Genomic DNA, 25,795 nt, shown 5'->3' with positions numbered 1-25,795 from the left:
GTGAATCCGGCCGCGCGGACCTAGCCGTACGTGTCGAACAGTGCCTGTAGCCAGTCTTCGAGGCGCTCCGCGAGGAGTTCCTCGGTGAGGTCGGGGCGGCCGCTCTCCCGCCAGGGTTCGCCGACCTTCTCCGCGTGCGGTGCGAAGGCGAGCGCGTCGAGCAGATGCCAGTACAGGCGGGCCGCCGGATCGTCCGTGAGGCGCCCCCCGGCCGCGAGGTAGTGCCCGGTGAAGGCGAGGCCGGTCCCGGTGCCGTGCAGGAAGGCCAGGTTGGTCGAGCAGTGGGCGAGGTCGAGTTCGGCCGGGCCCCAGGAGGTCTCGACCCAGTCGACCACTCCGCTGACGGCCAGGTCGGCGCCCGCGCCTTCGAACAGGACGTTGCCCGGGTGGAAGTCCCGGTGCAGAAACCGCGGTACGTACGGCGGCGGCTCCTGCCCGATCACCTCGACCGCGCGCTTCCACAGCCACGGGCGCCGGGTCCGCGGCGGCAGCTCCACCGATTCCGCCGAGGCCCAGGCCTGGTACACCCGGGGGCGCTGCTCCTCGGCGACCTCAAGGCCGTAGATCCGCACCAACTCCCTTGCCAGCAGCGGCAGTCGACTGCTCACGTCTCCTTCGTCGAGGCGGATGCTCCCGGGCAGCCGGGTCATCAGGAGCGAAGGGCGCGCGCAGTACGTACCGTCCGGGTCGACCGCGACCAGCCGCGCGGCGCGAACCTCCGAGGCGTCCAGGAGCCGGAGCACGTCCGCCTCGCGGTTGAGCAGCCCGGGGGCGTGCCGGACGAAGAAGGGCTTCACGAAGGAGCGCAGGACCAGTTGGCGTCCGCCCGCGGGCCCCGCCACACGCACTGACCGCATCTCGGCCGACCACCCGCCCTTGAGCCGGGTCACGCCGTCGAGCCGTTCACCTTCGGCGAGGAAACGCTCCACCCAGGCATGGGTACGCGGATGCAGGGGAAGCTGCGGATCATCGGCCACCGACTCAGGGTATGCCCGCCGGGTGCGGGTGCGGGTGCGGGTGCGGGTGCGGGCGGGGAGTCGTGCCGCGAGGCGTACTGCGGACGTTCTGAGGACCGTACGGCGGGCTCGGTTCGGGTTGTGGTGCGGGTCGTGGTGCGGCATCGGCCACGTTGAGGGGCAGCAGAATCGCTGCCCTTGTTGACCCGTTATCAATGCTTTTCACCCGACCTGCTGGCACCCTTTAGCCCGGCCCTCCCGTTGGCCCGGCCCTTCCGCCCGGAGGGCGCTGACCTGCCTACGTCCCGTCCACGCCCGCCTTCGACCGCCCTCACCGTTCTGCCCCGTCCTGATCGCTAACCGGCCCGGAGCGCTGCCGTGGATCAATTGGCCCTGCTGTTCGTCCTGTTGCTCGGAGCCGTGGTCAGTGTGCCGCTGGGCGACCGGTTGCGGCTGCCCGCGCCGGTGCTGATGACGGTGCTCGGCATCGTGCTCGCCCTGCTCGAATTCGTGCCCAACGTCGAGATCCCGCCGGAACTGATCCTGCCCCTGCTGTTGCCGCCACTCCTCTACGCGGCCGTACAGCGCACCTCCTGGCGTCAGTTCGCCGCCAACAAGCGGCCCATCTTCCTGCTGGCCGTGGCCCTGGTCTTCGTCACCACGGCGGCCGTCGCCGCGGTCGCCGACGCGCTTCTGCCCGGCATCCCGCTCGCGGCGGCGGTGGCACTCGGCGCCCTGGTCGCGCCGCCGGACCCGGTGGCCGCGACCGCTGTGGCGGGCCAGTTGGGCCTGCCGCGACGGCTGCTGTCGATCCTGGAGGGCGAGGGGCTGTTCAACGACGTCACCGCGATCGTGCTCTACAACGTCGCCATCACCGCCGCCGTCAGCGGCAGTTTCTCGCTCGGCGAGGCCGCCCTCGACCTGGTCCTGTCCGCCGTGGTCGCGCTCGTGATCGGACTGGCCCTCGGCTGGGCCAGCGGCCAGGTCATGGCACGGCTCGACGACTCCACCCTGCAAGTCGGCCTGAGCGTTCTGGTGCCCTATGCCTCGTACATCGTCGCCGAGGAACTGCACGGCTCCGGCGTGCTCTCGGTACTGGTCACCGCGCTCTACCTCGCCGAGTTCTCGACGGACCCGGACGACGTCATGGTCCGGCTGACCGGCGGTGCCTTCTGGGGCGTGTTGGACACCCTCATCACCGGCGTCGCCTTCGGGCTCATCGGGCTCGAACTGCACACCGCGCTGGAAACCGCCGAGGGCCGCTGGAGCAAGGTGCTCGGCTGGGGCGCCGCCGTGGTCGTCGTCGTCGTCCTCGTACGCCTGATGTGGCTGCTGCCCGCCACCTGGCTCACCAAGCGATTGCACGCACGGCGCGACTACGACGAGGACATCCCCGCCAGCTGGCGCGAAACCGTGGTCGTCTGGTGGTCCGGCATGCGCGGAGTGGCCTCGGTGGCCCTTGCCCTCGCCATCCCGCTGCACACGGACTCCGGCGCCGACTTCCCCTACCGCGACGAACTCGTCTTCATCGCCTTCAGCGTCGTCATGACCACCCTCGTCCTCCAGGGCCTCAGCTTGCCCTGGCTGGTACGGACCCTCGACGTGCGCCGGGACATCGGCGCCGAGAAGGCCATGGAGAAGGAACTCGCCGTACGCGCCGCCAAGGCCGCGCGGCACCGGCTCAAGGAACTGGAGGCCGCCGAGGACATCCCGGAGGACCTGGCCGACCAACTCATGCGCAGGGCACTGGAGATCGGGGTGCGCATCAGCCCCGACATGGCCGAGGAGGAGCGCCGCGAAGCCCACCAGCACCGGGTCGAGCGCATCCGGTTGCTACGGCGTCTCAACGGCGAACTGCTGTCGGCGGCCCGGCACGAGATCCTGGCCGCGCGCAGTGAGGCCGGTGCCGATCCGGAGATCGTCGACCGGGTGTTGCGTCATCTCGATGTGCGCAGCATGCGTTGAGTCGTCTTGATGGTCCCTGCGGCATGTGTACCGGCACGCGCCTCGTGGCGTTCGATGTTCGGCGTTCGGCGTTGGCAGTGCGGTCTGTTGATCAATCTTGACTGCGCGAGCCGGTGTTGACCGTGTTGAGCATGTTGAGCCTGCCGGAGCAATGCATTGACCAGATGGATGATGATGACGGCGTTGACGATGATGTGGCTTGCATTGAGCGCATTGCGTGACATTGATCGTGTTGAGTCCATAGTGGACCAAGTGCATCGATTTGTGGATCCTGTGGACCACATGTACGGACCGCCTCCGTCGCATCGCCCGCGTCCACTATCTGCGCTGTTCGTCCAGTACGTCTTTGTAGGATCCCGGCATGACGCGCAACGTAGTGATCAGCGGCGGCGGTACGGGCATCGGGTTGGCGGCGGCACGTGCGTTCGCCGCGGATGGCGACCGGGTGCTGCTGCTCGGACGCCGGGCCAAGGTTCTGGAAGAGGCCGATGTTCCCGGGGCGCTCAGCTTCGTCGCAGACCTCGGTGAGGTGGCCGGTGCGCGTGCGGTGGCCGACTTCGTGGCACGTGAACTGGGCACCGTGGATGTGCTGATCCACAGTGCGGGCGGCAACGGGGGGCTCGAACCCGGGGCGGAATCCGAGGACGCACTGGACCGGGTCGCTCATGACTGGACGGTCAACTTTCGCATCAACACATTGACTGCCGCGCTGTTGACCGAGGCACTCAAGGACCGGCTCGCCTCACCGGGCGGTCGGCTCCTCTTCCTCAGCTCCATCGCCTCGTACCGAGGCTCGGGATCCGGGGCGTACGCGGCCTCCAAGGCGGCGCTGCACCCGTACGCCTTCGACCTGGCCCGCGAACTCGGCCCGCGCGGTATCACGGTCAATGTGGTCTCGCCGGGGTTCGTGGAGCGTACGGAGTTCTTCGGCCCCGAGATGCCGGAGGAGGAGAGGGCCTCGCGCGCCGCCCGTACGTTGACCGGCCGGGCGGGTACGCCGGAGGACATCGCCGAGACCCTGCACTTCCTCGCCTCGCACGCGGCGGGCCACATCACCGCTCAGGTGATCCAGGTCAACGGCGGGGAGGAGCGCGGGCGTTGAGCCCAGCCGTTCGTCTGCTCCGCGGAGCGCGGGCGGTGGTCCCGCCCCCGCTCCGCAGGCGATCGGTCCCTCACTCCGACCCTCGTACTCACTCGGCCCGGCTGCCCGAACCCCCGTGCTCACTCGCTGTACCACGCACCTCGGTCTCGCCCCGCACGTCACTCCCGCTCCGCTCGGCCGACTCACGCGCCGAAGGCACCTCTCCCGAACGCAACTCGCCCGAACGTGACTCTCCGGAGCGCAACACTCCCGAACGAGACGCCCCCGCACGCGCCCCCGCCGGAGGCAACACAGCCTCAGCCGTGTTCACGTGGGGAAGGGAGTAGGGGTGTTCGGCGGCCAGCCAGCGGATGAGTTGTTCGCGGACGGTGACACGTACCGTCCAGACATCGTCGGGGTCCTTGGCGGTGACGAGGGCCCGTACCTCGATGGTGTTGGGGGTGGAGCCGGTTACGGCGAGGCCCCATTCGCGGCCGTCCCAGGCCGGGCAGGAGCGGACGATTTCCTCCAGTTTCTCGCGCATGAGATCCACCGGGGCGCTGTGGTCGACGTGCAGGGTGACGGTGCCCGTCATCTCGTTGCCGCCGCGCGACCAGTTCTCGTAGGGCTTGCTGGTGAAGTAGGAGACGGGCATGGTGATGCGGCGCTCGTCCCAGGTGCGCACGGTCAGATAGGTCAGCGTGATCTCGTCGACGGTGCCCATCTCGTCGTCGACCACGACGGTGTCGCCGATCCGCACCATGTCGCCGAAGGCGATCTGGAGCCCCGCGAACAGGTTGCCGAGCGTGGACTGGGCGGCCACACCGGCGACGATGCCGACGAGTCCGGCGGAGGCGAGCAGCGAGGTGCCGACGGTGCGCATCGTGGGGAAGGTGAGCAGCATGGAGGCGAAGGCGACCACGCCGACCACGGCGGAGACCACCCGCTGTATCAGGGTTACTTGGGTGCGGACCCGGCGTACCCGGGCTGGATCACGGCTGGTGGTGGCGAAGCGGGCGTAACTCGACTCGACCACCGCGGCGGCGATGCGTACCACCAGCCAGGCGGTGGAGGCGATCAGGGTCAGGGTGAGGATCTGGCCGATGCCCGCGGAGTGGTCCTCGGCCACCTCGGCCTCACCGTAGGACCCGCGGAGCAGGGCGGCGCACAGGGCGAACCGGAAGGGGACCCGGCCGCGGCGGAGCAGGCCCCACAACGGGGTGTCCCGGTGCCTTTCATCGGCCAGTCTCAGCAGTCGGTCGGCCACCCATGCCAGGAGCACGGCCAGTACGACCGCACCGCCGAGAACGATCAGCGGGCGCAGCACATTGTCCATGCCCTCGAACCTAACCGGCATGATGGGGGCATGAACATCGTGCTCTTCCACTCGGCCTTCGGGCCGCGCCCGGCGGTTGCGGAGGCCGCGGACACGCTGCGCGCCGCGGGCCACCAGGTGTGGACTCCCGACCTCTTCGAGGGCCGGATCTTCCAGACGGTCGAGGAGGGACTGGGCTACCGGGACGCGCTCGGTAAGGACGAACTCCTGAAGCGGGCGGTGCTCGCCGCCGCGCCCTACTCGGAGCGCGGACTCGTCTACGCAGGGTTCTCCTTCGGCGCCGCCGTCGCGCAGACCCTGGCGCTCGGCGACGAGAAGGCGCGCGGGCTGCTTCTGCTGCACGGCACCTCCGACCTCGCGGAGAACGCCTCGGCCGACGACCTGCCGGTGCAGTTGCACGTCGCCGAGCCGGACCCGTTCGAGAGCGAGGACTGGCTGAGCGCCTGGTACCTGCGGATGCGGCGGGCGGGCGCGGACGTCGAGATCTACCGGTACCGGGGCGCGGGCCACCTGTACACCGACCCGGAACTCCCGGACTACGACGAGCGCGCCGCGTCGGACACCTGGCGCACCGCCCTGGGCTTCCTCGACAGCCTCTGAGAACCGAGGACTTGGGCCGCCAAGGACAGGCTCGCGACAAGGACAGGCCGCGACAAGCGCAGACCGAGACAACGGCAAACCGCGACAACGGCAAACCGCGACAACGGCAGCGGCCGGGCCCGTAAGGACCCGGCCGCCGGTGTGCGCGGGGACGGCTCACGCCGCGTCGCGCGGAGGTGCCGTGGATCAGCCGCGGTAGGCGGTCCAGTGCTCCTGCATGCGCGTCACCTGGCCGGAGGTGAACTGGTACATGCAGTTGTCGTACGTGTAGTCCATGAAGTTGTGGATCGGGTCGGCGCCCGGCTTGGTGGCGCAGGTGTCACGGCCGGTCGGGCACTCGAACGCGGCGGACTTCTCGGCGGGGGTGTCGCTGACGTAGTCGCCCTTGCCGGTACAGCCGCCCTGGAAGGTGTGGTAGAGGCCCATCCAGTGGCCGACCTCGTGGGTGGCGGTGTCGCCCTCGTTGTAGTTGGCCGCGGAGCCGCCGGGCAGCGAGGAGTTGAGCAGGACGACGCCGTCGTCCTTCGGGTGCGAGGAGTAGTCGCTCGGGAAGGTCGCCCAGCCGAGGAGGCCGTCGCCGATCTCGGCGGCGTAGATGTTCAGGGTCTCGGGGCCGCCCTTGCGCAGCGCGTTCTTCATCTGCGTCTCGGCGGAGCTGCCCGGAGTCACGTTGTACCAGGCGGCGTTGTCCGTGTAGTCCGTGCCGGCGAGCTGGAACCGGAAGCCGGTGTCGTTGTTGCCGCTGCCCTGGCCCGCGAACGCGTCGTTCAGCACGTTCATCTGGTTGGAGACGTCCGTGGCGGACAGCTTGCCCTCGGTCCCCTTGTGGATGACGTGGAAGTAGACCGGGATGGTGGCCGAGGCGGCACTGATGCCGCGGCCGCTGCTGCGGAGCTTGTCCAGCTTCTTGTCCAGGTCGGCGTCCATGGCCTTCGCCTTGGTGGCGCTGACGGCGTTGGGCTCCGCGGCGTGTCCGTGCTTGTCCGGGTGGGCCACGCGGGCGTTGGCGGCGCCGTCCTCGGCGCAGGCCTCGGCGCCGGTGACGGCCTTGGCGACGGCCACGCTGCCCGTGGGGGCGGACAGCGGGGCCAGGGCCAGCGTTCCGGCCACCAGCGTCGTGCCAAGTATCCGTCGGCGAACGGACGGGGAAATGCGGACAGATCTGCCCATCACAACTCCTCGCGTAAGAAGTCGGCGAGGCAAATCCTCGGCCGACGCGGGGAGATTACGCGGCCATGTCAGAAGGTGAAGAGTGTTCTTCTGGCCCACTCCCGACCGGCACTTCGCCCGCCAAATCGGTGCATCGCGGGAGGGTTTCCGGCTCAAACCGACCGCCCGGCGGATTGCTTGTGGTGACAGAAAACCCCTGTGACGGGTGGGTGTGTCCGGATTCGAGCGTCCGGAGGGGGCCAGCCGTCACAGGGGTGTGATCACAGGGAAACGCAGAGGGAGGATGGCTGAAAACGTTCGGTCAAAGCTCCCAAAGTCGGTGCACCCTGTGGGAATTGCCCGATCAGCGCACCGGAGCGTTCGCCCGCTCCACCTTCTGGGTGCCGCTCGGGGTGCGGTAACCGCGGGTCCAGGAGACCGTCGCCGCCGGGTCCTCGCGGTCGGAGACCACGTAGTAGTCCATCTGCGAGGCCTGGGCGGTCACATCGAGGACGCCGTAACCGTGCGAGTCCATGTCGAGCCACTTGATGTGCCGGTTGGCGAGCTTGATGGCGCCCTCCGCGAGGGGGGAGGCCCAGGACCCGACGATGTCGTCGATGTTGTCCGAGGTCACCGAGGTCACCACGAACTCGGTGGCCGCACTGCCCGACAACGGGTAGGTACCCGCCTTCACCGGGACCTCGTTGGCGAAGGCCATGTGGATGTCACCGGTGAGGAAGACGGTGTTGCGGATCGCCTGCGCCTGGAGGTGGCCCAGGAGTTCCGCACGGTCGTGGGTGTAGCCGTCCCACTGGTCGGTGTTGACGGCGAGACCCTGCGAGGGCAGACCGAGGAGTTCGAGCAGCGGCTTGAGCAACTCGGCGGGCAGCGAGCCGAAGGCCATCGGCGAGATCATCACCGAGGTGCCGACGAGCCGCCAGGAGGTCTGCGAGGCGGACAGGCCCGCCTTCAGCCAGTCGAGCTGCTTGCGCCCGGTGAGGGTGCGCTCGGGCGAGTCCACATCGCCGTTGCCCACGCCCACCTGCTGCGAGCGGAACGACCGCAGGTCGAGCAGGTGCAGATCGGCGAGCTTGCCGAAACGCAGCCGCCGGTAGGTGGTGCCCTCGGTGGAGGGACGCACCGGCATCCACTCGAAGTACGCCTGCTTGGCCGCCGCCTGACGCTGCGCCCAGTCGCCCTCGGTGCCGGGGGTGTGGTTCTCCGCGCCGCCCGCCCAGGTGTCGTTGGCGATCTCGTGGTCGTCCCACATCGCGATCACCGGGTGCCTGGCGTGCAGCGCGAGCAGATCGGCGTCCGTCTTGTAACTGCCGTGCCGGGTGCGGTAGTCGGCCAGCGTCAGAATCTCGTGCGCCGGGCTCGTCGCGCGGACGCCCTTCTCGGGGTACTCGCCGGTGCCGTACTCGTAGATGTAGTCGCCGAGGTGGAGCACGGCGTCCAGGTCGCCGCGCGCGGCGAGGTGGCGGTACGAGGAGAAGTACCCCGCCTCCCAGTTGGAGCACGAGACGACACCGAAGCGCACGCCGGACACGTCGGCGTCGTGGGTCGCGGTGGTACGGGTGCGCCCGACCGCCGAGACGACGTCACCGGCGCGGAAGCGGTACCAGTACGCGGTGGCCGGGCGCAGGCCGCGCACATCGGCCTTCACCGTGTGGTCGGTGGCCGCGCGGCTGGTGGTGCTGCCGCGCACCACGATCCGCTGGAAGTCCTTGTCCTCCGCGACCTCCCAGCTCACCTCGGTGTCCGGGCCCTTGCCGGAGCCGGGGACGGCCTCGGCCGTGGGGGTCACACGCGTCCACAGCAGGACGCCGTCGGGGAGCGGGTCGCCGGAGGCGACACCGTGCGAAAAGCTGGGGCCGGTGGCGGCGTGGGCCGTCGGCTGAAGGGCACCCGCGGCGAGCGGGGCGAGGACCGCGGTGGTGGCGGCGGCCTTGACAACGGTGCGGCGGCGCGGGGCCGGTGCCCCGGGGGACTGGGGCTCGGGGAAGTGAGAATTGTTCACGACCGGTCAGGTTACTGACCGGTTGTACTGAAGAGCGGGCGAACTCGAAAGAGTTCGCCCGCTTTTCAGCTCGGCTTCGCCGGGTTTATCCCTTCAGCGCGGCATCGACCGCCTTGCGGAACTCCGGCACAGTCATCGGCGCGTGCTCGTTGTCGTCGCCGGTCAGCTTCTTGCCGTTCATGACGAGGGAGGGAGTGCCGTCCACCCCGTCCTTGTTCTTGGTGAAGGTGTCCGACATCTCCAGCGCCCAGCGGTCGTACGTACCGGCCTGAACCGCCTTGCGGAACGCGGCGTTGCCCTTCAGCTCGGGCACCTGCTCGGCGACCTTCAGCAGATACGCGTCCGACTTGAACTTGTCGTCCTGCTCCGAGGGGTGGAACTTCGCCGAGTACAGCTGGGCCTTGTAGTCGAGGAACGCGTCCTCGCCGACGTTCAGCGCGGCGCCCAGCGCGCTGAGCGCGTTGCGCGAGCCCTCACCCGGGGCGCCCTTGTCGATGAAGGTGGCGCCGATGTACTGGATCCGGTACTTGCCGTCGGCCAGGTCCTTGTCGATCTCCGGGCCGACCTGCTGCTCGAACTGCGCACAGACCGGGCAGCGCGAGTCCTCGTAGAGCTTCAGGGTCTTCTTGGCGCTGTCCTTGCCGAGGAGGACGGTGGTGCCGTTCTCGCCGCTGGTGTTCGTGGGCTTGACCAGCGGGTTGTCCTTGGCGGACTCCCAGTAGCCGGGCTTGTTGCTCTGGACGACGGCGTAGCCGATGCCGCCCGAGGCGGCGAGGACGCCGACGATGGCGCCCGCGACGATCAACTGCCGCCGCATCTTGTCCTTCTTGGCCTGGCGCTCGCGCTCGGCGCGCATGCGCTCGCGGGCCGCCTGCTTCGCGGCCTGGCTGTTCCTCTTGCTCATGGTGGTGTTCCGCTCCGTGGAATGCGTGGGAGCGCGGGCGCACAAGGCCCGCGCGGGTCAGCCGGTGGTGAGGACCGGCCGAGGCGGCCCACGCCGCCCCACGGAGTGCACCCACAGTCGGGAGCGTGCCGACGGAACACGGAACGTCCTGGCCCGGAGCCGGCGCGGCGGCAGGCGGTACGCCCGGACACCGGTGAGCGCGAGCAGCAGCGGGCGGAAGCCGCTGAGGGCGGCCGCCCGGAGCAGCTCGGCCAGGGCGCGCTCGCCCCGCCGCAGCCAGGCGGTCGCGAGCAGGCCGACGGTGACGTGCGCGGCGAGCAGCAGCCAGGGCACCGCCGGATTGGTGTGCGCGAGGACCTCGGCGGCGCCCCGGCCGGGGCCGCCCGCCACCTGTGCGAGCGGGGTCCCGACGGGGCTGCCGCACAGCGCGTCGAAGCCCAGGGAGCGCAGCGGCCCGGTCACCGGTCCGCCGGCCGGGCCGTAACAGGCGTGCTGCCCGGCGGTGAAGACGGTGTCGGCGGCCAGTTCGAGCGGGACGAACAGGGCGGCCGTACGGCCGAAGCCGCGCACGCGTCCGGCGAAGGCGTAGGAGACCGCGAACACGCCCGCCGCGATGGCGGCGACGGTGCTCAGCGGGAGCGGCGCCCGGGACAGCAGCACATGGGAGGCCGCGGAGAGCAGCACGACGAGCGCCGTGAAGAGCGCCGCGCGCACCACCCGGGGTGCCGTCCGTGTGAGGTCCACTGCCGTCCGCCCTCGCCCTTCCCGCGCCCTCCGGCTCGTGCCGGGCGCGTCGTCCCGTTCGCTCGTCTCGTGGTTGTCGGTCGCCGACCAGGAGTGTGGCACGGCCCCGGGTAAGGGCCTCCTAAAGAGACGCTGTGGGGCCGTGCCGCGCCGCTCGATCTCCGCTGGCCGTGCCGCGCCGCCCGGACTTCGGCGCCGACCGAGGTGCTTCAGACCCCGGTGATACGGCCGTTGCGGAACAGGTCCACGAAGATCTGGTGGTCCGCGCGGGCCCGTGCGCCGTAGGCGTGCGCGAAGTCCACCAGGAGCTCGCCGAAGCCCGCCTCGTCCGCGGCGATCGCGGCGTCGATGGCCCGCTCGGTGGAGAACGGCACCAGCTCGGAGTGGCCGCTCTCGTCGTCGGCGGCCGAGTGCATGGTGGCCGTCGCCCGGCCGAGGTCCGCGACCACGGCCGCGATCTCCACCGGGTCGTCGATGTCCGACCAGTCCAGGTCCACCGCGTACGGCGAGACCTCGGCGACCAGCTGGCCCGCGCCGTTCAGCTCGGTCCAGCCCAGCCACGGGTCGGCGTGCGCCTGGAGCGAGCGCTGCGAGATCACCGTGCGGTGGCCCTCGTGCCGGAAGTAGCCGCGGATCGCCGGGTCCGTGATGTGCCGCGAGACGGCCGGCGTCTGCGCCTGCTTCATATAGATCACGACGTCGTTCTCCAGGGCGTCGCTGTTGCCCTCGAGCAGGATGTTGTACGAGGGCAGCCCCGCCGAGCCGATGCCGATGCCGCGGCGCCCGACGACGTCCTTGACGCGGTAGGAGTCGGGGCGGCTCAGCGAGGACTCGGGCAGCGTCTCCAGGTAGCCGTCGAAGGCGGCTAGCACCTTGTAGCGGGTCGCCGCGTCCAGCTCGACCGCGCCGCCGCCGGCCGCGAAGCGCCGCTCGAACTCGCGGATCTCGGTCATCGAGTCGAGCAGACCGAACCGGGTCAAGGCGCGCGCGTCACGCAGCGCGTCCAGGAGCGGACCCTGCGCGGTGTCCAGGGTGAACGGCGGCACCTCGTCGTCCTTGGCGCCGGTGGCCAGGGCGCGCACCCGCTCCCGGTAGGCGGTGGCGTAGATCCGGACCAGCTCGGTGATCTGCTCGTCGCTGAGCGCCTTGGCGTACCCGATCAGCGCGATGGAGGCGGCGAAGCGCTTGAGGTCCCAGGTGAAGGGGCCCACATAGGCCTCGTCGAAGTCGTTGACGTTGAAGATCAGACGGCCCTGGGAGTCCATGTAGGTGCCGAAGTTCTCGGCGTGCAGGTCGCCGTGGATCCACACCCGCGCGGTGCGCTCGTCCAGGTACGGGCCGCCCTCCCGGTCCCCCTCCAGGTCCTCGTAGAAGAGGCAGGCGGTGCCTCGGTAGAAGGCGAAGGCCGAGGAGGCCATCTTCCGGAACTTCACACGGAAGGCGGCCGGGTCGGCGGCGAGGAGCTCGCCGAACGCGGTGTCGAAAACGCTGAGGATCTGCTCCCCGCGCGCTTCGGCGGCGGGCTGCGGGACCGACATCGGTGGATGCCTCCTGGGACGGGACGAAGGTGCCTCGGGAACGCGCTCGCGGGCGCGGGGCCGTGCACCGTGTACGGGAAGGGGCAGCCGGGCGGGGTCGTACGTACTTCCGGACCCGGGGGCTCCGATCCCTTCCAACGCTCGAAGGTACGCGGGAGTGCCCGCCCGCGTCACCCGCTCCCCGCCCGGGGAGTCCGTGCGCGGGACCCGGCTGTCAGTGGCCGTCAGTAGACTTCGTGGCTGTCCCGCCGGACTGTCCGCGGAGCGCTTCGCGTGCCGGTCGTCCGTGTCGGTTTCCGTGCTGTCGGCGGGACGTCGCACACATGTCGTCGAAAGTTCCGCTGGAGGCTTCCGCCGTGGCCGACTCGTCCGTTCCCGCCGGGAAGCCGCCGTTCACGCACCTGCACGTGCACACGCAGTACTCGCTGCTGGACGGTGCCGCGCGGCTCAAGGACATGTTCAATGCCTGCAACGAGATGGGCATGACGCATATCGCCATGAGCGATCACGGCAACCTGCACGGTGCCTACGACTTCTTCCACACGGCCAAGAAGTCCGGGGTCACCCCGATCATCGGCATCGAGGCGTACGTGGCGCCCGAGTCGCGGCGCACCAAGCGCAAGATCCAGTGGGGCCAGCCGCACCAGAAGCGCGACGACGTCTCGGGTTCGGGTGGTTACACCCACAAGACCATCTGGGCGGCGAACTCCACCGGACTGCACAACCTCTTCAGGCTCTCCTCCGACGCGTACGCCGAGGGCTGGCTGCAGAAGTGGCCCCGGATGGACAAGGAGACCATCTCCCAGTGGTCCGAGGGCCTGATCGCCTCCACCGGCTGCCCCTCCGGCGAACTCCAGACCCGGCTGCGCCTCGGCCAGTTCGACGAGGCGCTCAAGGCGGCCTCCGAGTACCAGGACATCTTCGGCAAGGACCGCTACTTCCTGGAACTGATGGACCACGGCATCGAGATCGAGCGCCGGGTCCGCGACGGCCTCCTGGAGGTCGGCAAGAAGCTCGGCATCCCCCCGCTGGTCACCAACGACTCGCACTACACCTACTCCCACGAGGCCGGGGCGCACGACGCCCTGCTGTGCATCCAGACCGGCAAGAACCTCTCCGACCCGGACCGCTTCCGGTTCGACGGCACCGGCTACTACCTCAAGTCCACCGACGAGATGTACGCCATCGACTCCTCGGACGCGTGGCAGGAGGGCTGCGCCAACACCCTCCTGGTGGCCGAACAGATCGACACCACCGGCATGTTCGAGAAGCGCGACCTCATGCCGAAGTTCGAGATCCCCGAGGGCTTCACCGAGGTCACCTGGTTCCAGGAGGAGGTCCGCCGGGGCATGGCGCGGCGCTTCCCCGGCGGCGTCCCCGAGGACCGCCAGAAGCAGGCCGAGTACGAGATGGACGTCATCATCTCGATGGGCTTCCCGGGCTACTTCCTGGTGGTCGCCGACTTCATCATGTGGGCGAAGGAGCAGGGCATCGCGGTGGGCCCTGGCCGAGGCTCCGCGGCCGGTTCGATCGTGGCGTACGCGATGGGCATCACCGACCTCGACCCGATCCCGCACGGCCTGATCTTCGAGCGCTTCCTCAACCCCGAGCGCGTCTCCATGCCCGATGTCGACATCGACTTCGACGAGCGCAGGCGCGTCGAGGTGATCCGGTACGTGACGGAGAAGTACGGCGCCGACAAGGTCGCCATGATCGGCACCTACGGCAAGATCAAGGCCAAGAACGCCATCAAGGACTCGGCCCGCGTGCTCGGTTACCCGTACGCGATGGGCGACCGGCTGACCAAGGCGATGCCCGCCGACGTCCTCGGCAAGGGCATCGACCTCGACGGCATCACCAACCCCACTCACCCGCGGTACGGCGAGGCGGGCGAGATCCGGGGCATGTACGAGAACGAACCGGACGTGAAGAAGGTCATCGACACCGCCAAGGGTGTCGAGGGCCTGGTCCGGCAGATGGGCGTGCACGCCGCCGGCGTGATCATGTCCAGTGAGCCGATCGTCGACCACGCCCCGCTGTGGACGCGGCACACCGACGGCGTGACCATCACCCAGTGGGACTACCCGCAGTGCGAGTCGCTCGGCCTGCTCAAGATGGACTTCCTGGGCCTGCGCAACCTCACGATCATGGACGACGCCGTCAAGATGGTGAAGTCCAACAAGGGCGTCGAACTCGACCTGCTGGCCCTGCCACTGGACGATCCGAAGACCTTCGAACTGCTCCAGCGCGGCGAAACCCTGGGCGTCTTCCAGTTCGACGGCGGCCCGATGCGCTCCCTGCTGCGCCTGATGAAGCCCGACAACTTCGAAGACATCTCCGCCGTGTCGGCGCTCTACCGTCCGGGCCCGATGGGCATGGACTCGCACACGAACTACGCGCTGCGCAAGAACAAGCTCCAGGAGATCACCCCGATCCACAAGGAGCTGGAGGAGCCGCTCCAGGAGGTCCTCAGCGTCACCTACGGCCTGATCGTCTACCAGGAGCAGGTGCAGAAGGCCGCCCAGATCATCGCCGGTTACTCGCTCGGCGAGGCCGACATCCTGCGCCGTGTGATGGGCAAGAAGAAGCCCGACGAACTGGCCAAGAACTTCGTCCTCTTCCAGGAGGGCGCCCGCAAGAAGGGCTACACCGACGAGGCCATCCAGGCCCTGTGGGACGTCCTGGTCCCCTTCGCCGGATACGCCTTCAACAAGGCCCACTCCGCCGCGTACGGACTGGTCTCGTACTGGACCGCGTACCTGAAGGCCAACCACCCCGCCGAGTACATGGCCGGGCTGCTCACCTCGGTCAAGGACGACAAGGACAAGTCGGCCGTCTATCTGAACGAGTGCCGCCGTATGGGCATCAAGGTGCTGCCGCCGAACGTCAACGAGTCGGTGCACAACTTCGCCGCACAGGGTGACGACGTGATCCTCTTCGGCCTGGAGGCCGTGCGCAACGTCGGTACGAACGTCGTCGAGTCGATCATCAGGAGCCGCAGGGCCAAGGGGAAGTACACCTCCTTCCCGGACTACCTCGACAAGGTCGAGGCGATCGCCTGCAACAAGCGGACCACGGAGTCGCTGATCAAGGCCGGTGCCTTCGACGAGATGGGGCACACCCGCAAGGGCCTCACCGCGCAGTACGAGCCCATGATCGACAACGTCGTGCAGGTCAAACGCAAGGAGGCCGAGGGGCAGTTCGACCTCTTCGGCGGGATGGGGGAGGAGGACAACAGCGAGCCGGGCTTCGGCCTGGACGTGGAGTTCTCCGACGAGGAGTGGGAGAAGACGTATCTGCTCGCCCAGGAGCGGGAGATGCTCGGCCTGTACGTCTCCGACCACCCGCTGTTCGGTCTGGAGCACATCCTGTCCGACAAGACCGACGCGGGTATCGCCCAGCTCACCGGTGGCGAGCACGCGGACGGCGCGGTGGTCACCATCGGCGGCATCATCTCCGGGCTCCAGCGCAAGATGACCAAGCAGGGCAACGCCTGGGCGATCGCCACCGTCGAGGACCTCGCGGGCTCCATCGAGTGCATGTTCTTCCCGGCGACCTACCAGCTGGTGTCCACCCAACTCGTCGAGGACGCCGTGGTGTTCGTCAAGGGCCGTCTCGACAAGCGCGAGGACGTGCCACGCCTGGTGGCGATGGAGCTGATGGTCCCCGACCTGTCCTCGGCCGGGGCGAACGCCCCCGTGGTGATCACGATCCCCTCGGGCCGGGTCACCCCGCCGATGGTCAGCAGGCTCGGCGAGATCCTCAGCCACCACAAGGGCAACAGCGAGGTGCGGATCCGCCTCCAGGACGCCCACAAGACCACCGTGCTGCGGCTCGACCGGCACCGGGTGCAGCCCGACCCGGCCCTGTTCGGCGACCTCAAGGTGCTGCTCGGCCCGTCCTGCCTGGCGGGCTGAAGGCCCCGCCCGGCGGCGCGCAGCGGCACCGGACGCAGACGTACGTGTGAGGGGTGCACCCGTGGACCGGGTGCACCCCTCGACTTCTCACGACGGTGCCAACTGCCTCGCACACAGCATTAGTTGTGACAACACGAGGGATGAGGTTGTGACAACACGACAGTGAGACCGCAGAGATCCGCGGTGTCCGCGAAACCGAAGTCCGCGGTCGGCGGGCTCAGTTGTGGCCGAAACGGCGCTGGTGCTTGCGGGCGACGTCGGCGGGGCTGCCCTGCGACTGCTGCGGATGGGTCAGCGACTCCATGCTCGACTTCTGAGCTTCCTGCTGGCCGCGTTCGGCCTGACTCTCGCTCTTCGGCTGCTTGCGCTCTCGCTTGTTCTTGGCCATGGTGATCTTCCTCCTAGGGTGACCTGTTGGGCCAAATCCAAAATCAGACTCACATAGGATGGAAAGTGCTGCATTTCGGATAATTACCCTGTGTAAGAAGGTTCATCGGGAAGATCCGTACCAGATGCGCCACGCCGAAGATCGAGTTCGGACCGTTAACCCTGGCGTGGTCGGGCAGACTCGAAGGAAACCCGAAGCAGACCGCTGGCGTTGTCTCTGCGGGGCGTCGAAGATCCTCGTCGAGAGCACCTCCAGAAACCTTTCCAGGGAAAGAGGGTGGATCGCGTGGACCGCTGCATCGTCCTGGTGGACGCCGGGTACTTGCTGGGCGCCGCCGCGAGTCTGCTCGCCGGTGAGCCCTCCAGGTCCCGCATCACCGTCGACCACTCCGCTCTCATCCAGGCTCTGCGCGAGCGTGCGGAATCGGACACCGCGCAGCCGCTGCTGCGGATCTACTGGTTCGACGGTGCCCCCGACCGGGTGCCCCAGCCCGAACACCGCAGGCTCCGGGTGATGCCCCGGGTCACCGTCCGGCTCGGCGCGCTGACCCGCAGCGACGGCCGCTGGGCGCAGAAGGGCGTGGACGCCGCCATGCACGCCGAGCTGACCGAACTGGCCCGCAACCGCGCCTGCTCGGACATCGTCCTGGTGACCGGCGACGGCGACCTGCTGCCGGGGATGATGTCGGCCAAGGAGCACGGCGTCGCCGTACACCTGTGGGCGGTGCAGGCCGCCGACGGTGACTACAACCAGTCCGAGGACCTGGTCGCCGAGGCCGACGAGCGCCGCGTGCTCGACCGGGCCTGGATCACCCAGGCGGTACGGGTCAAGGAACCGACCGGGGTCTGCGCCTCCCCGCCGGTGGCCCGCCCCGACATCGCGGCGATCCTCTCCGCGCCGCTGCCCGAGTCCGCGCTCGGCTCCTCCCGCGAGGAGTCCGCCCCGCCGAGCCCCGCCGAGCCCGCGGCCCGTACCCAGAACGGCACCGGGGAGCGCAGCTCGACCGTACGAGGTGTGCCCACCCCCAAGGACCTGGCGGGACTGCGGCCGCACGCCGCCCCGGGACCCCCGCAGCCCGCGCCCGCCCCCAACGCCACCCTGCGCTGGTCCTCCGACAAGGGCTGGGTGGATCGCCCCGGCGCCCCCAGCGAACCCGCGGACGCCGCCGCGCTGCCGACCCTCGCCCAGGTCACCACCGCCGAACAGCGCTGGGCCGACCGCGAGGAGGACATCACCACGGTCGGCGGTGACCCGTACGAGGTCGGCCAGGTCTTCGCCCGCCGCTGGCTGGAGCGCCTCCCCGAGACCGTGCAGGTCCGCGTACTGGCCGACATGTACCCGCGTATCCCGCACCGGGTGGACGGCGAGCTGCTGCGCTACGCGGCCCGCTTCGGGCTGCTCGCGCACAAGGACGACCAGATCGACGAGAACGACCGGTACGCGATCCGGGCCGGGTTCTGGCGCCAGGCGGATGTGCCCGGAGCGGGCGACCAAGGCCCGTCGTCCGGTGGCGAAGCGCACGGCGGGCATGCGTCCGCCGCGGCGCAGTCGGGCCAGGCGCACGGGGCGGCCGCGCACTCCGGCCAGCAGAGCGGTCAGCAGGGTCAGTCCGGGGCGCACGGCCAGCCCGGCCAGCAGGGGACGCCGTCCTCGGGCCAGCCCGGGCCGCAGGCCTCCGCCGCCCAGCGAGCCGAGGACCCGACGCACTCCGCGCCGTCGCACCCCACGCACCCCGCGCACAAATAGGACGGCACTCCCACGGGTACCGGTGGGCGGTTCCCGCGTCCCCGCGTGGCCGACCTCCCGCTTCCCGGTCCCGAGCACCTGGCCCCGAATGCGCCATTGCAGGTCGGATTGACGCCCCGCGCGCGGGGCGGGTCGCGGCACCCCGTAGTCTCGTACCTTGTGAGTACCCGCAGGGCGCAGGCCGGCCGCAACGGCCGTGGCACCTCAGTCGTGTGTGCGGTGCGGGACCTGGTGAAGACCTATCCGGCGGTGCGGGGGCGCCGCGGAGCCCCGGCCACGCCCGAGGTGCGGGCCACCGACGGCGTCACCTTCGACATCCGCGGCGGCGAGATCTTCGGACTGCTCGGGCCCAACGGGGCGGGCAAGTCCACCCTCGTCCGGCAGCTCACCGGTCTGATGCGCCCCGACGAGGGCGCCGTGGAGATCCTCGGCCACGACATCGTGCGCCACCCCGAGCGGGCCTCCCGCATCCTCGCCTACCTCGGCCAGGAGACCACCGCCCTCGACGACCTGACGGTCGCGCTCGCCGCCGAGACCACCGCCCGTCTGCGCGGACTCGACGCCGCCGCGGCCCGTACCGCGCGCGACGAGGTACTCGACGAACTGAACCTGGCCCCGCTCGCCTCCCGGCCGATCCGCAAGCTCTCCGGCGGCCAGCGACGGCTCGCCTGCTTCGCCACCGCCCTCGTGGCCGAGCGTCCGCTCCTGGTCCTGGACGAGCCGACGGCCGCGATGGACCCCATCGCACGGCGCGCGGTGTGGTCCGCAGTCGACCGCCGCCGCGACGAGTACGGCACCACGGTGCTGCTCGTCACCCACAACGTCATCGAGGCCGAGACCGTGCTCGACCGCGTCGCCGTGCTCGACCGGGGCCGGGTGATCGCCTGTGACACACCCGCCGGTCTCAAGGAGCGCGTGGCCGGCGAGGTACGGGTGGAACTGGTCTGGCGCGAGCGCGCTCCGCTGGACGTGCCCGAGGTCGCCGCACTGCGGGACTTCGCCGTACGCTCCGGCCGCCGCTGGTCGCTGCGGCTCGCCCCCGACGAGGCACGCGCCGCGGTGGCGGCGGTGACCGGCGGCGAGGCCTTCGCGGCGCTGGACGATTTCACACTTGCCACACCGAGCCTGGAAGATGTGTACCTCGCCCTCGGCGGCGATACGAGGAATCTGAAGGGGCTGGTGAAGACATGACCCGCGGTGCCGCCGTCACGCACCGGCCCCCGGGCCGTGTCCGTCAGGGCACGCCCGCCCCGCGACGCCTGACGCCCGCGAGGGCGACGGGGGAGGGTGCCGCATGAGCGTTCTGCCCGCGGAGATGCTGTCCGGCCGTGCCCACCGGGGCACCGCCCGCAGCGACGACCACGGCGAGGAGGCGGCCGAACTCGCGCCGCGCGCCCGGCTGCTGCCCTCGCTCGCGGCGGTCTACCGTGCCCAGCTCTCCCGCGCCCGGGTGGCGCGGATCCCGCTGCTGTTCGTGGCCACCTTCCAGTCCGTCGGGATCATGATCCTGATGCGGGGTGTGGTCGACGGCGGCAGCGAGGCGCATGCGGTGGTCGCCGGTTCCTCGGTACTCGTGGTGGCCTTCGTCGCGCTCAACCTGCTCGCCCAGTACTTCGGCCAGCTCCGCGCCGACGGGGGCCTGGACCACTACGCCACCCTGCCCGTGCCGCCCGCCTCCGTGGTGCTCGGCACCGCCGCCGCGTACGCCTCCTTCACGGTGCCCGGCACCGTGGTGACGGCCGTCGCGGGCTGCGCGCTGTTCGGGCTGCCGCTGGCGAACCTGTGGGTCCTGGCCGCCGTGATCCCGCTCGCCGGTGCCGCGCTCGCCGGGCTCGGTGCCGCGCTCGGGCTGCTGGCCCCGCGGCCCGAACTGGCCACGCTGCTCGGCCAGCTCGGCATGTCGGCGGCCCTGCTGCTCGGCGTCCTGCCGCCGGAGCGCCTGCCCGCCTTCATCCGTCTCGCCCGCGACCTGCTGCCCTCGACGTACGGCGTGGAGGCGCTCGCCCGTACCTTCGCGGACGATCCGGACTGGGCCCGGGTCGTCCTCGACCTCGGGGTGTGCGCCGCGGTGGGCGTGATCTCGCTGGCCGTGGCGACGTGGGCGTACCGTCGCGCGGCCGTCCGGTGACCATGCGGCCGCCCGGTGACGTGGGCCGTCCGGTGACGCGGCCCACGGAGCCGCCTGGCACGATGGCAGGGTGACCGCTCCGTTGACTCCTCCCCAACAACCGTCGTCCGATCCCTGGCAGGCGCCCCCCGCCGGGAGTTCGGCCGATCCCGCGCACACCTCCGACGGGCCGGGGCTCGCGGTGGAACTGCGTCAGGCCGCCGTGCTGCTGGTCGTGCTGCTCGTCGCGGGTCTGCTGTTCGGGCTTCTGTGGTGGCGGCTGGCCCCGCAGATCCCGCTCGTCGCCGACGAGACCACGGTCTACCTCAAGGACTCCGAGGGTGAGCAGGCGATCGGCGTCGACGGCACGTTCACGCTCATCGGCATCGGCCTCGGAGTGGTCAGCGGGCTGCTCGTCTTCCTGCTGCGCAGGCGCGGAGGCGTGCCGCTGGTCGTCGCGCTGATGCTCGGCAGCCTGCTCGGCGCGGTGATCGCCTGGCGGTTCGGGATGTGGCTCGGGCCGACCGACGACGTCGTGGGCCACGCGCGCGAGGTCGGCAAGGGCGTCACCTTCGACGCCCCACTGGAACTGAAGGCCAAGGGCGCGCTGCTTGCCTGGCCGATCGCCTCGCTGGCCGTGCACCTCGCGCTCAACGGGCTCTTCGGGCCGCGCGACCCGGAGCCGCAGTACCCGCCGCTCTACGGCCCGCCGCAGGGTCCGGCCCCGCACCCGCACGGGTCCAGCGCGGACTGAGGCCGGGCGCAGCACGGCAGGGGCCCGGTCGTACGGCGCGCTCCGGCCGGTCGTACGGCGGGTTCGGCCGGTCGCAGGGCTCCTCAGCCCCGCCCGATGTCCGCGAGTACTGCCCCCGTCGCCGAGGCGAGGTCGGCCGGGCTCAGTTCGACCTCCAGACCCCGTCGGCCCGCCGAGACGCAGACGGTCTCGTACTGCTGCGCCGAGGCGTCCAGGACGGTGCGCAGCCGCTTGCGCTGGCCGAGTGGGGAGATGCCGCCGCGGACGTATCCGGTGGTCCGCTCGGCGGCCGCCGGATCGGCCATGGTGGCCCGCTTGCCGCCGACGGCCGAGGCCAGGGCCTTGAGGTCCAGGGTGCCCGCGACCGGGACCACGGCGACGGTCAGTTCGCCGTCCACCTCCGCGACCAGCGTCTTGAAGACGCGCTCCGGGGCGACCCCCATGGCCTCGGCCGCCTCCTCGCCGTAGGAGGGATGGGCCGGGTCGTGGGTGTACGCGTGCACGGTGAAGTCGATGCCCGCCCGGGTGAGTTCCACCGTGGCGGGGGTGCCGCCCTGTTGCTGTTTCTTCTGCTTCTTGGCCATGGGTGTGGGTACGGGTCTCCGGGATCCGGGCGGCCGAGCGCTTCGGGTGGGGCCGGTGGCCCGCCGGTCAGTTGAGGCTGGTGGGGGAGCGGGTCAGGTCCGTGGAGGGCAGTGAGGGCAGGTGCCGGATGACGGCCGTCTCGCGGCGCAGCAGCCGCAGCTCCGCGTGCAGCCGGGCCGCGGTGTCCTCGGCCTCCAGGAGGCGCTGCTTGGTGGGGGTGTCCAGGACGGTCGCGGCGGCCACCAGGTACGAGACCACCGAGGGGTCGTCGGGCAGCTCGGCGCCGGTCGACAGGGAGCGCTCGCGGGCCCCGGCGAGCTGCTTCTGGTAGTTGCGGAAGGACCGCAGCACACCGGCCGCCAGCGCGCCCGCCCCCTCGCCGGGTTCCTCGGGCAGCTCTTCGAGGTCGGCGGTGAGGAACGGTCCCGAGGCGTCGACCGCGTCGATGCGGACCCGGGTGGTGCCGGTGGCCAGTACCTCGAAGCCGCCGTCGGCGCGCTCGCGCACCGTCGCGGCGTCCGCGATGCAGCCCACCGGGTGGAACGCCTTGATGGGCTCCGTGCCGAACCCGGCGGCGGGCCCGCGCTCGGGCACCGCCGTCTGGTCGGGCAGCCCGGGAGCGCTCGGCGCGACCTCGTAGCCGTCGCGGATGGCGACGACGGCGAAGCGGCGCGGAGCGTCCTCGGGTGTCTTGAGCAGTTCGCGCATCATGGCCCGGTAGCGCTCCTCGAAGACGTTCAGCGGGAGCACAAGACCGGGGAACAGCACCGAGTTGAGCGGGAACAGCGGCAGTCGGACGGTGGTCACGACCGGCAAGCCTAGACGAGGACGGCCCGTGGGCCCGCCCGGACGTCCACCGGGACCTGCTCCGACGCGGTTCGCCGCGGTGCCGGGGACCGGATTCCTGCGTGGTCCCGCGGGTGTTGCGTCCTGCTTCCTGTGCGGTGACGGGGGCCCTGTCCGGCAGGGCACCCGTAGCGCCTACCTCCCCGCTCCCCGGGCCGCGTCCGGCCCCGGCCGCTCGCCCTTGCGCAGGGGCGCTCGGCCGCGCGCCTGCGCGGTGACCACCGCCGCGCGTACGCCGAGGAAGTGGCCGAGCGGGTCCTCGGCGTAGTGGTTCCAGGGGAAGGAGCAGGCGTACGGGCCGATCAGGCGCAGCTGTTCCAGGGCGTCGTCGTGCCTGCCGAGGTGGGCCAGGACGCAGACGAGGACGTTGCGGACCTCGGCGGGCCACGGGTCGTGCGGCGGGAAGGTGGCGGACAGCTCGATGCCGAGACCGGCCGCGAGGTGCAGGCGTTCCGGCGCCAGGACCGCGGAGAGCCCGGTGGCAGGCCCGGGCCCGGTCAGATACGCGAGCGCCGCGCGCGCCGGGAGCGCGCGGAGCAGCGAGCCGTGGTGCGCGTCCTGCGCGGCGCGTTCCGCGAAGTCGAAGCACTCCCGGTGCGAGCCGTACCAGGCGGCGGACAGATAGCGCAGCGCCGCCACATGGCTGCCGTAGTGGTGCGGGGAGCGGCGCAGCGCCTGTTCCCACAGCAGCTCGAAGACGGTGTGCGACTCGTTGGTGCCGCGCGCGTGGTCGAGCGCGAGTCGCCAGGGCACCGGATCACGGGCGTCGCCCTCGGCGGCCGCGGTGATCAACGGCCCGGTCGCGCGCAGGAGTTCGGCCCGCGCGGGCGACTCCCAGCCCTGGTCGAGGGCGAGTTGGGCCTTGACGAGCAGCAGGTCGGGGTCGTGCGGGGAGGCCGCCTGCCAGGCGGTGAACCACTCGGGGCGGCGCCGGGCGAACGCGGCGAGCCGCAGCGTCACCCGGTCCCGCAGCTCCCAGTCCGCCTTCTCGCGGGTCGAGGTGAGCAGTTTCGCGGCGGCCTCGTACTCGCCTCTTCCGGCGTGTACCAGTACGGGCGCGAGGCACTCCTCGGGCGCGTCGAGGATCACCTCGTCGTCCGGGGGAAGTTCCGGGGACGAGCGGCGCGAGGTCGTCCCCGTGGGGGAGGGCGAGGTCGTACGTGGGGTACGGCGCAGCGTGCGAAACAGAACCATGGTGTGGACCAGTGAAAGGCCCACGACCCCGAACCGGCCAGGGGGCACCGGGTGTTGGTTTGGTCACGAACATGTGGGGGAATGTGGCGGCGCCGATCGGGCATACGCGGTGCGAGCGGCGTATGCCGGACAGACGGTGCCGGAGTGGCCGGGAACTGCCCCTCGGGGCCGCGCCGTCGCGCGCCCGGTCACCCCCGCCGCAGCAGCCGGGTCGCGCCCGCGGCCACCGTGGTGGCCAGGATCCAGCCCAGGATGATCAGCGTGGCCGAGGCCCACTGCCACGGCCCGTCCAGGCGCCAGTAGCCCTCCTGGCCCAGATTGATCACCGGGAGCAGCAGATCGAGGGAGTACAGGGTGGCGTTCCACTGCGGGTGTTCCTGGCCCTTGAGCGGGGGATGCGGGGCGTGCGCGAAGGCGAGGGCGCTGAGGAACCAGAGCACCGCCATCCAGACCGCGGCCCGCCCCGGGCGGTAGCCGTAGGCCACCGTCCAGTCCTGTGCGTAGCCCCAGAGCTTGCCCGCGAGCGGCAGCGTCTCGCGGCGTCGGCGCTGCTTGGCGAGCAGCACCTCGCGCGCGTCCGCGTCCTCGCCGGTGTTGCGCAGCACGGTGGCCAGCTTCTCGTACGGCTCCGGGCTGTACTCGGCGGTGGCCGCCGCGACCCACTCCAGGCGCCGCGTCAGCGGGAACGAGCCGCGCGGCACCAGGTTCTCGTACGTGAAGCCGCCCAGGCGCAGCCCGCCGATCCCGGGCCAACTCGTCGACTTGTCGACCAGGTTGACGACCTTGGCGCCGGACAGCACCACCTGTCCGCGCCGGGGCCGCTCGCAGGTGAAGCGCAGCTCCGGGGTCTGGATGCGGCGCATCGAGACCTCCTGGTCGTTCTCCAGGGTGAAGCGTGCCTGCTCCAGGTCGACCGCGTCGCCGAAACGGCCGTCGTCCAGGCGGACCCCGCCCTGGCACTCGAACCGCTGGATACGGGTGCCGCGTGCCGGAGTGCCGCCGGTCATCAGGGGGTTGCCGAGGCTCGCCGGGGTCAGGTACAGGGTGCGCTCGACGGTCAGTTGCGGGGCGTTCAGCGCGCGCCGCCCGTAGGGATTGGCGAGGCGGCTGCCGCGCAGGCTCAGCGAGACGCCCACCTTGGCGCCGCGCAGGCTCAACTCCCCGTGCGACTCCATCATTTCGGCCTGGACGTCCTGGCCGACGTTGAGCCCGTCGCCCATGATCGAGCGGCCCCGCCGGTCGCGGTAGACGATGGCCTGGTTGAGCATCAGGTCCGTGCCGATCTGCGCGTCCGTCAGGCGCATGCCGTTGTGCAGGCGGCAGCGCGGCAGATGCAGATCGCCCTCGGTGTGCAGCCGGGCGGCCTCCAGGCGCGGGATCGAGCAGTCGACCAGGCGCAGGGTGGTCACCCGCGCCTCCGGCAGCAGGATCTCCTTCTCGAAGCGGCAGCCCTTCATCTCCACATAGGGCTCGACCGCTCCGCCCGCCAGATCGAGCGCGTCCACGACCTGAAGGCCCTGGAGCTTCAGCGAGGAGACCCGGCCCGGCAGCGGCGGTGGTCCGTCGAGCAGCAGCATGCACACGATGCGGGCGCGCACGGTCCGCTCCGGGCCCCAGGGATGACCGCCGTGCGGGTCGTCCACCACCGGGTCGTGGCTGCGCAGGTCGTAGACGCTGCCGTTGCGGAAGGCCTGCCACATGCCTATCTCGGCGGCGGTGAGCCAGTCCGGTGGGTCCCCGACGACCTCGGTGACGTCGACCACGTGTTCTTCGTCCTTTCCCCCGTGCGTCCTGCTGCTGTTGTGTTGTCGCTGCTGTCACATCCGGCGTCGGCGGGTGCGACTGTCGCCGATGTCGCCGGGCCAAGGGGGCACCCTGCCCGGCGGGTGGTCGATGCCGGGCGCGCGGCCCTGGGCCGCGCCGGGTTCCCGTGCGCACATGCCGCTGTACGCACTGCGCACAGCT

Annotated in this window: 20 protein-coding genes and 1 pseudogene; 8 read left to right on the top strand and 13 right to left on the bottom strand. The window is 70.7% G+C overall.

All coding sequences use genetic code 11. The annotated features are described in order from the left end of the window. Window positions 1-20: 20 nt before the first annotated feature. On the bottom strand, window positions 21-977 hold the full coding sequence (locus tag HUT18_RS05790) for a phosphotransferase family protein (protein ID WP_176098421.1): 957 nt from the start codon (window positions 975-977) through the stop codon (window positions 21-23). 357 nt (window positions 978-1,334) lie between these two features. Between HUT18_RS05790 and HUT18_RS05785 the strand changes: the two genes are divergently transcribed. Together HUT18_RS05785 and HUT18_RS05780 are read left to right on the top strand one after the other, a co-directional pair. Continuing rightward, window positions 1,335-2,921, top strand: a complete 1,587-nt coding sequence (locus HUT18_RS05785; RefSeq protein ID WP_176098420.1) for a Na+/H+ antiporter — start codon at window positions 1,335-1,337, stop codon at window positions 2,919-2,921. 361 nt (window positions 2,922-3,282) lie between these two features. Then, window positions 3,283-4,023 carry an SDR family oxidoreductase gene (locus HUT18_RS05780; protein WP_176098418.1) on the top strand — a complete coding sequence of 247 codons (741 nt, stop codon included), beginning with the start codon at window positions 3,283-3,285 and terminating at the stop codon, window positions 4,021-4,023. A gap of 88 nt (window positions 4,024-4,111) precedes the next feature. On the opposite strand, the gene HUT18_RS05775 is transcribed toward HUT18_RS05780, so the two are convergent. Further along, window positions 4,112-5,338 (bottom strand): mechanosensitive ion channel family protein, encoded by a 1,227-nt coding sequence (locus HUT18_RS05775; protein WP_176098416.1) that lies wholly within the window; start codon window positions 5,336-5,338, stop codon window positions 4,112-4,114. Window positions 5,339-5,368: 30 nt separating this feature from the next. On the opposite strand from HUT18_RS05775, the gene HUT18_RS05770 reads away from it, so the two are divergent. Then, a complete protein-coding gene (locus HUT18_RS05770; RefSeq protein ID WP_176098414.1) occupies window positions 5,369-5,938 on the top strand; it encodes a dienelactone hydrolase family protein in 570 nt (189 codons plus the stop codon). Window positions 5,939-6,124: 186 nt separating this feature from the next. Here HUT18_RS05770 and HUT18_RS05765 read toward each other — a convergent pair whose 3' ends face one another. The 5 genes from HUT18_RS05765 to HUT18_RS05745 form a co-directional block, all read right to left on the bottom strand. Further along, entirely contained in the window at window positions 6,125-7,108 is a 984-nt protein-coding gene (locus HUT18_RS05765; protein WP_176098412.1) for a zinc metalloprotease, read from the bottom strand. Window positions 7,109-7,451: 343 nt separating this feature from the next. Further along, on the bottom strand, window positions 7,452-9,107 hold the full coding sequence (locus HUT18_RS05760) for an alkaline phosphatase (protein ID WP_176098411.1): 1,656 nt from the start codon (window positions 9,105-9,107) through the stop codon (window positions 7,452-7,454). A gap of 85 nt (window positions 9,108-9,192) precedes the next feature. Then, complete coding sequence (locus HUT18_RS05755; protein WP_176098409.1) at window positions 9,193-10,011, bottom strand: thioredoxin domain-containing protein; 819 nt, start codon at window positions 10,009-10,011, stop codon at window positions 9,193-9,195. A 57-nt stretch (window positions 10,012-10,068) separates the two neighbouring features. Further along, window positions 10,069-10,755: a hypothetical protein gene (locus tag HUT18_RS05750; RefSeq protein WP_176098407.1), complete on the bottom strand. Its 687-nt coding sequence runs from the start codon at window positions 10,753-10,755 to the stop codon at window positions 10,069-10,071. A 209-nt stretch (window positions 10,756-10,964) separates the two neighbouring features. Beyond that, entirely contained in the window at window positions 10,965-12,293 is a 1,329-nt protein-coding gene (locus HUT18_RS05745; RefSeq protein WP_176098405.1) for a DUF2252 domain-containing protein, read from the bottom strand. 356 nt (window positions 12,294-12,649) lie between these two features. Between HUT18_RS05745 and dnaE the strand changes: the two genes are divergently transcribed. Next, a complete protein-coding gene (dnaE, locus tag HUT18_RS05740; RefSeq protein WP_254878441.1) occupies window positions 12,650-16,210 on the top strand; it encodes a DNA polymerase III subunit alpha in 3,561 nt (1,186 codons plus the stop codon). Window positions 16,211-16,427: 217 nt separating this feature from the next. Here dnaE and HUT18_RS05735 read toward each other — a convergent pair whose 3' ends face one another. Then, window positions 16,428-16,598 carry a hypothetical protein gene (locus HUT18_RS05735; protein ID WP_176098401.1) on the bottom strand — a complete coding sequence of 57 codons (171 nt, stop codon included), beginning with the start codon at window positions 16,596-16,598 and terminating at the stop codon, window positions 16,428-16,430. A 276-nt stretch (window positions 16,599-16,874) separates the two neighbouring features. On the opposite strand from HUT18_RS05735, the pseudogene HUT18_RS05730 reads away from it, so the two are divergent. The 4 genes and pseudogenes from HUT18_RS05730 to HUT18_RS05715 all read left to right on the top strand — a co-directional run. After that, window positions 16,875-18,074, top strand: a pseudogene (locus tag HUT18_RS05730) (NYN domain-containing protein); the annotation flags it as partial. Window positions 18,075-18,503: 429 nt separating this feature from the next. Continuing rightward, window positions 18,504-19,535 (top strand): ABC transporter ATP-binding protein, encoded by a 1,032-nt coding sequence (locus HUT18_RS05725; RefSeq protein ID WP_176098399.1) that lies wholly within the window; start codon window positions 18,504-18,506, stop codon window positions 19,533-19,535. Window positions 19,536-19,638: 103 nt separating this feature from the next. Beyond that, window positions 19,639-20,472 (top strand): ABC transporter permease, encoded by an 834-nt coding sequence (locus HUT18_RS05720; protein WP_176098397.1) that lies wholly within the window; start codon window positions 19,639-19,641, stop codon window positions 20,470-20,472. A 70-nt stretch (window positions 20,473-20,542) separates the two neighbouring features. After that, the gene (locus HUT18_RS05715) at window positions 20,543-21,205 is read left to right on the top strand and encodes a hypothetical protein (RefSeq protein ID WP_176098395.1); all 663 of its coding nucleotides are present in this window, start codon (window positions 20,543-20,545) and stop codon (window positions 21,203-21,205) included. Between the two features lie 83 nt (window positions 21,206-21,288). Here the strand turns inward: HUT18_RS05715 and ybaK are convergent, their stop codons facing one another. The 5 genes from ybaK to HUT18_RS05690 form a co-directional block, all read right to left on the bottom strand. Beyond that, complete coding sequence (gene ybaK, locus HUT18_RS05710; RefSeq protein ID WP_176098393.1) at window positions 21,289-21,789, bottom strand: Cys-tRNA(Pro) deacylase; 501 nt, start codon at window positions 21,787-21,789, stop codon at window positions 21,289-21,291. 67 nt (window positions 21,790-21,856) lie between these two features. Beyond that, entirely contained in the window at window positions 21,857-22,597 is a 741-nt protein-coding gene (locus tag HUT18_RS05705; protein ID WP_176098391.1) for an LON peptidase substrate-binding domain-containing protein, read from the bottom strand. A 174-nt stretch (window positions 22,598-22,771) separates the two neighbouring features. Beyond that, a complete protein-coding gene (locus HUT18_RS05700; RefSeq protein ID WP_176098389.1) occupies window positions 22,772-23,830 on the bottom strand; it encodes a hypothetical protein in 1,059 nt (352 codons plus the stop codon). Window positions 23,831-24,018: 188 nt separating this feature from the next. Next, entirely contained in the window at window positions 24,019-25,530 is a 1,512-nt protein-coding gene (locus tag HUT18_RS05695; RefSeq protein ID WP_254878932.1) for an oxidoreductase, read from the bottom strand. Window positions 25,531-25,647: 117 nt separating this feature from the next. Beyond that, complete coding sequence (locus tag HUT18_RS05690; protein WP_176098385.1) at window positions 25,648-25,791, bottom strand: hypothetical protein; 144 nt, start codon at window positions 25,789-25,791, stop codon at window positions 25,648-25,650. Between the last annotated feature and the right edge of the window lie 4 nt (window positions 25,792-25,795).

This window comes from Streptomyces sp. NA04227, assembly GCF_013364195.1.
Lineage (GTDB): Bacteria > Actinomycetota > Actinomycetes > Streptomycetales > Streptomycetaceae > Streptomyces.
The sequence above is the reverse complement of the archived record's forward strand: the minus strand, read 5'-3'. Positions and strand labels throughout refer to the sequence as shown.

Bases quoted from the DNA above. Each gene is read 5' to 3' on its own strand.
- HUT18_RS05780 (WP_176098418.1), top strand. From the start codon at position 3,283: ATGACGCGCAACGTAGTGATCAGCGGCGGCGGTACGGGCATCGGGTTG.
- HUT18_RS05775 (WP_176098416.1), bottom strand. From the start codon at position 5,338: ATGGACAATGTGCTGCGCCCGCTGATCGTTCTCGGCGGTGCGGTCGTA.
- HUT18_RS05770 (WP_176098414.1), top strand. From the start codon at position 5,369: ATGAACATCGTGCTCTTCCACTCGGCCTTCGGGCCGCGCCCGGCGGTT.
- HUT18_RS05765 (WP_176098412.1), bottom strand. From the start codon at position 7,108: ATGGGCAGATCTGTCCGCATTTCCCCGTCCGTTCGCCGACGGATACTT.
- HUT18_RS05755 (WP_176098409.1), bottom strand. From the start codon at position 10,011: ATGAGCAAGAGGAACAGCCAGGCCGCGAAGCAGGCGGCCCGCGAGCGC.
- HUT18_RS05745 (WP_176098405.1), bottom strand. From the start codon at position 12,293: ATGTCGGTCCCGCAGCCCGCCGCCGAAGCGCGCGGGGAGCAGATCCTC.
- HUT18_RS05735 (WP_176098401.1), bottom strand. From the start codon at position 16,598: ATGGCCAAGAACAAGCGAGAGCGCAAGCAGCCGAAGAGCGAGAGTCAG.
- HUT18_RS05720 (WP_176098397.1), top strand. From the start codon at position 19,639: ATGAGCGTTCTGCCCGCGGAGATGCTGTCCGGCCGTGCCCACCGGGGC.
- ybaK (WP_176098393.1), bottom strand. From the start codon at position 21,789: ATGGCCAAGAAGCAGAAGAAACAGCAACAGGGCGGCACCCCCGCCACG.
- HUT18_RS05700 (WP_176098389.1), bottom strand. From the start codon at position 23,830: ATGGTTCTGTTTCGCACGCTGCGCCGTACCCCACGTACGACCTCGCCC.
- HUT18_RS05695 (WP_254878932.1), bottom strand. From the start codon at position 25,530: ATGTGGCAGGCCTTCCGCAACGGCAGCGTCTACGACCTGCGCAGCCAC.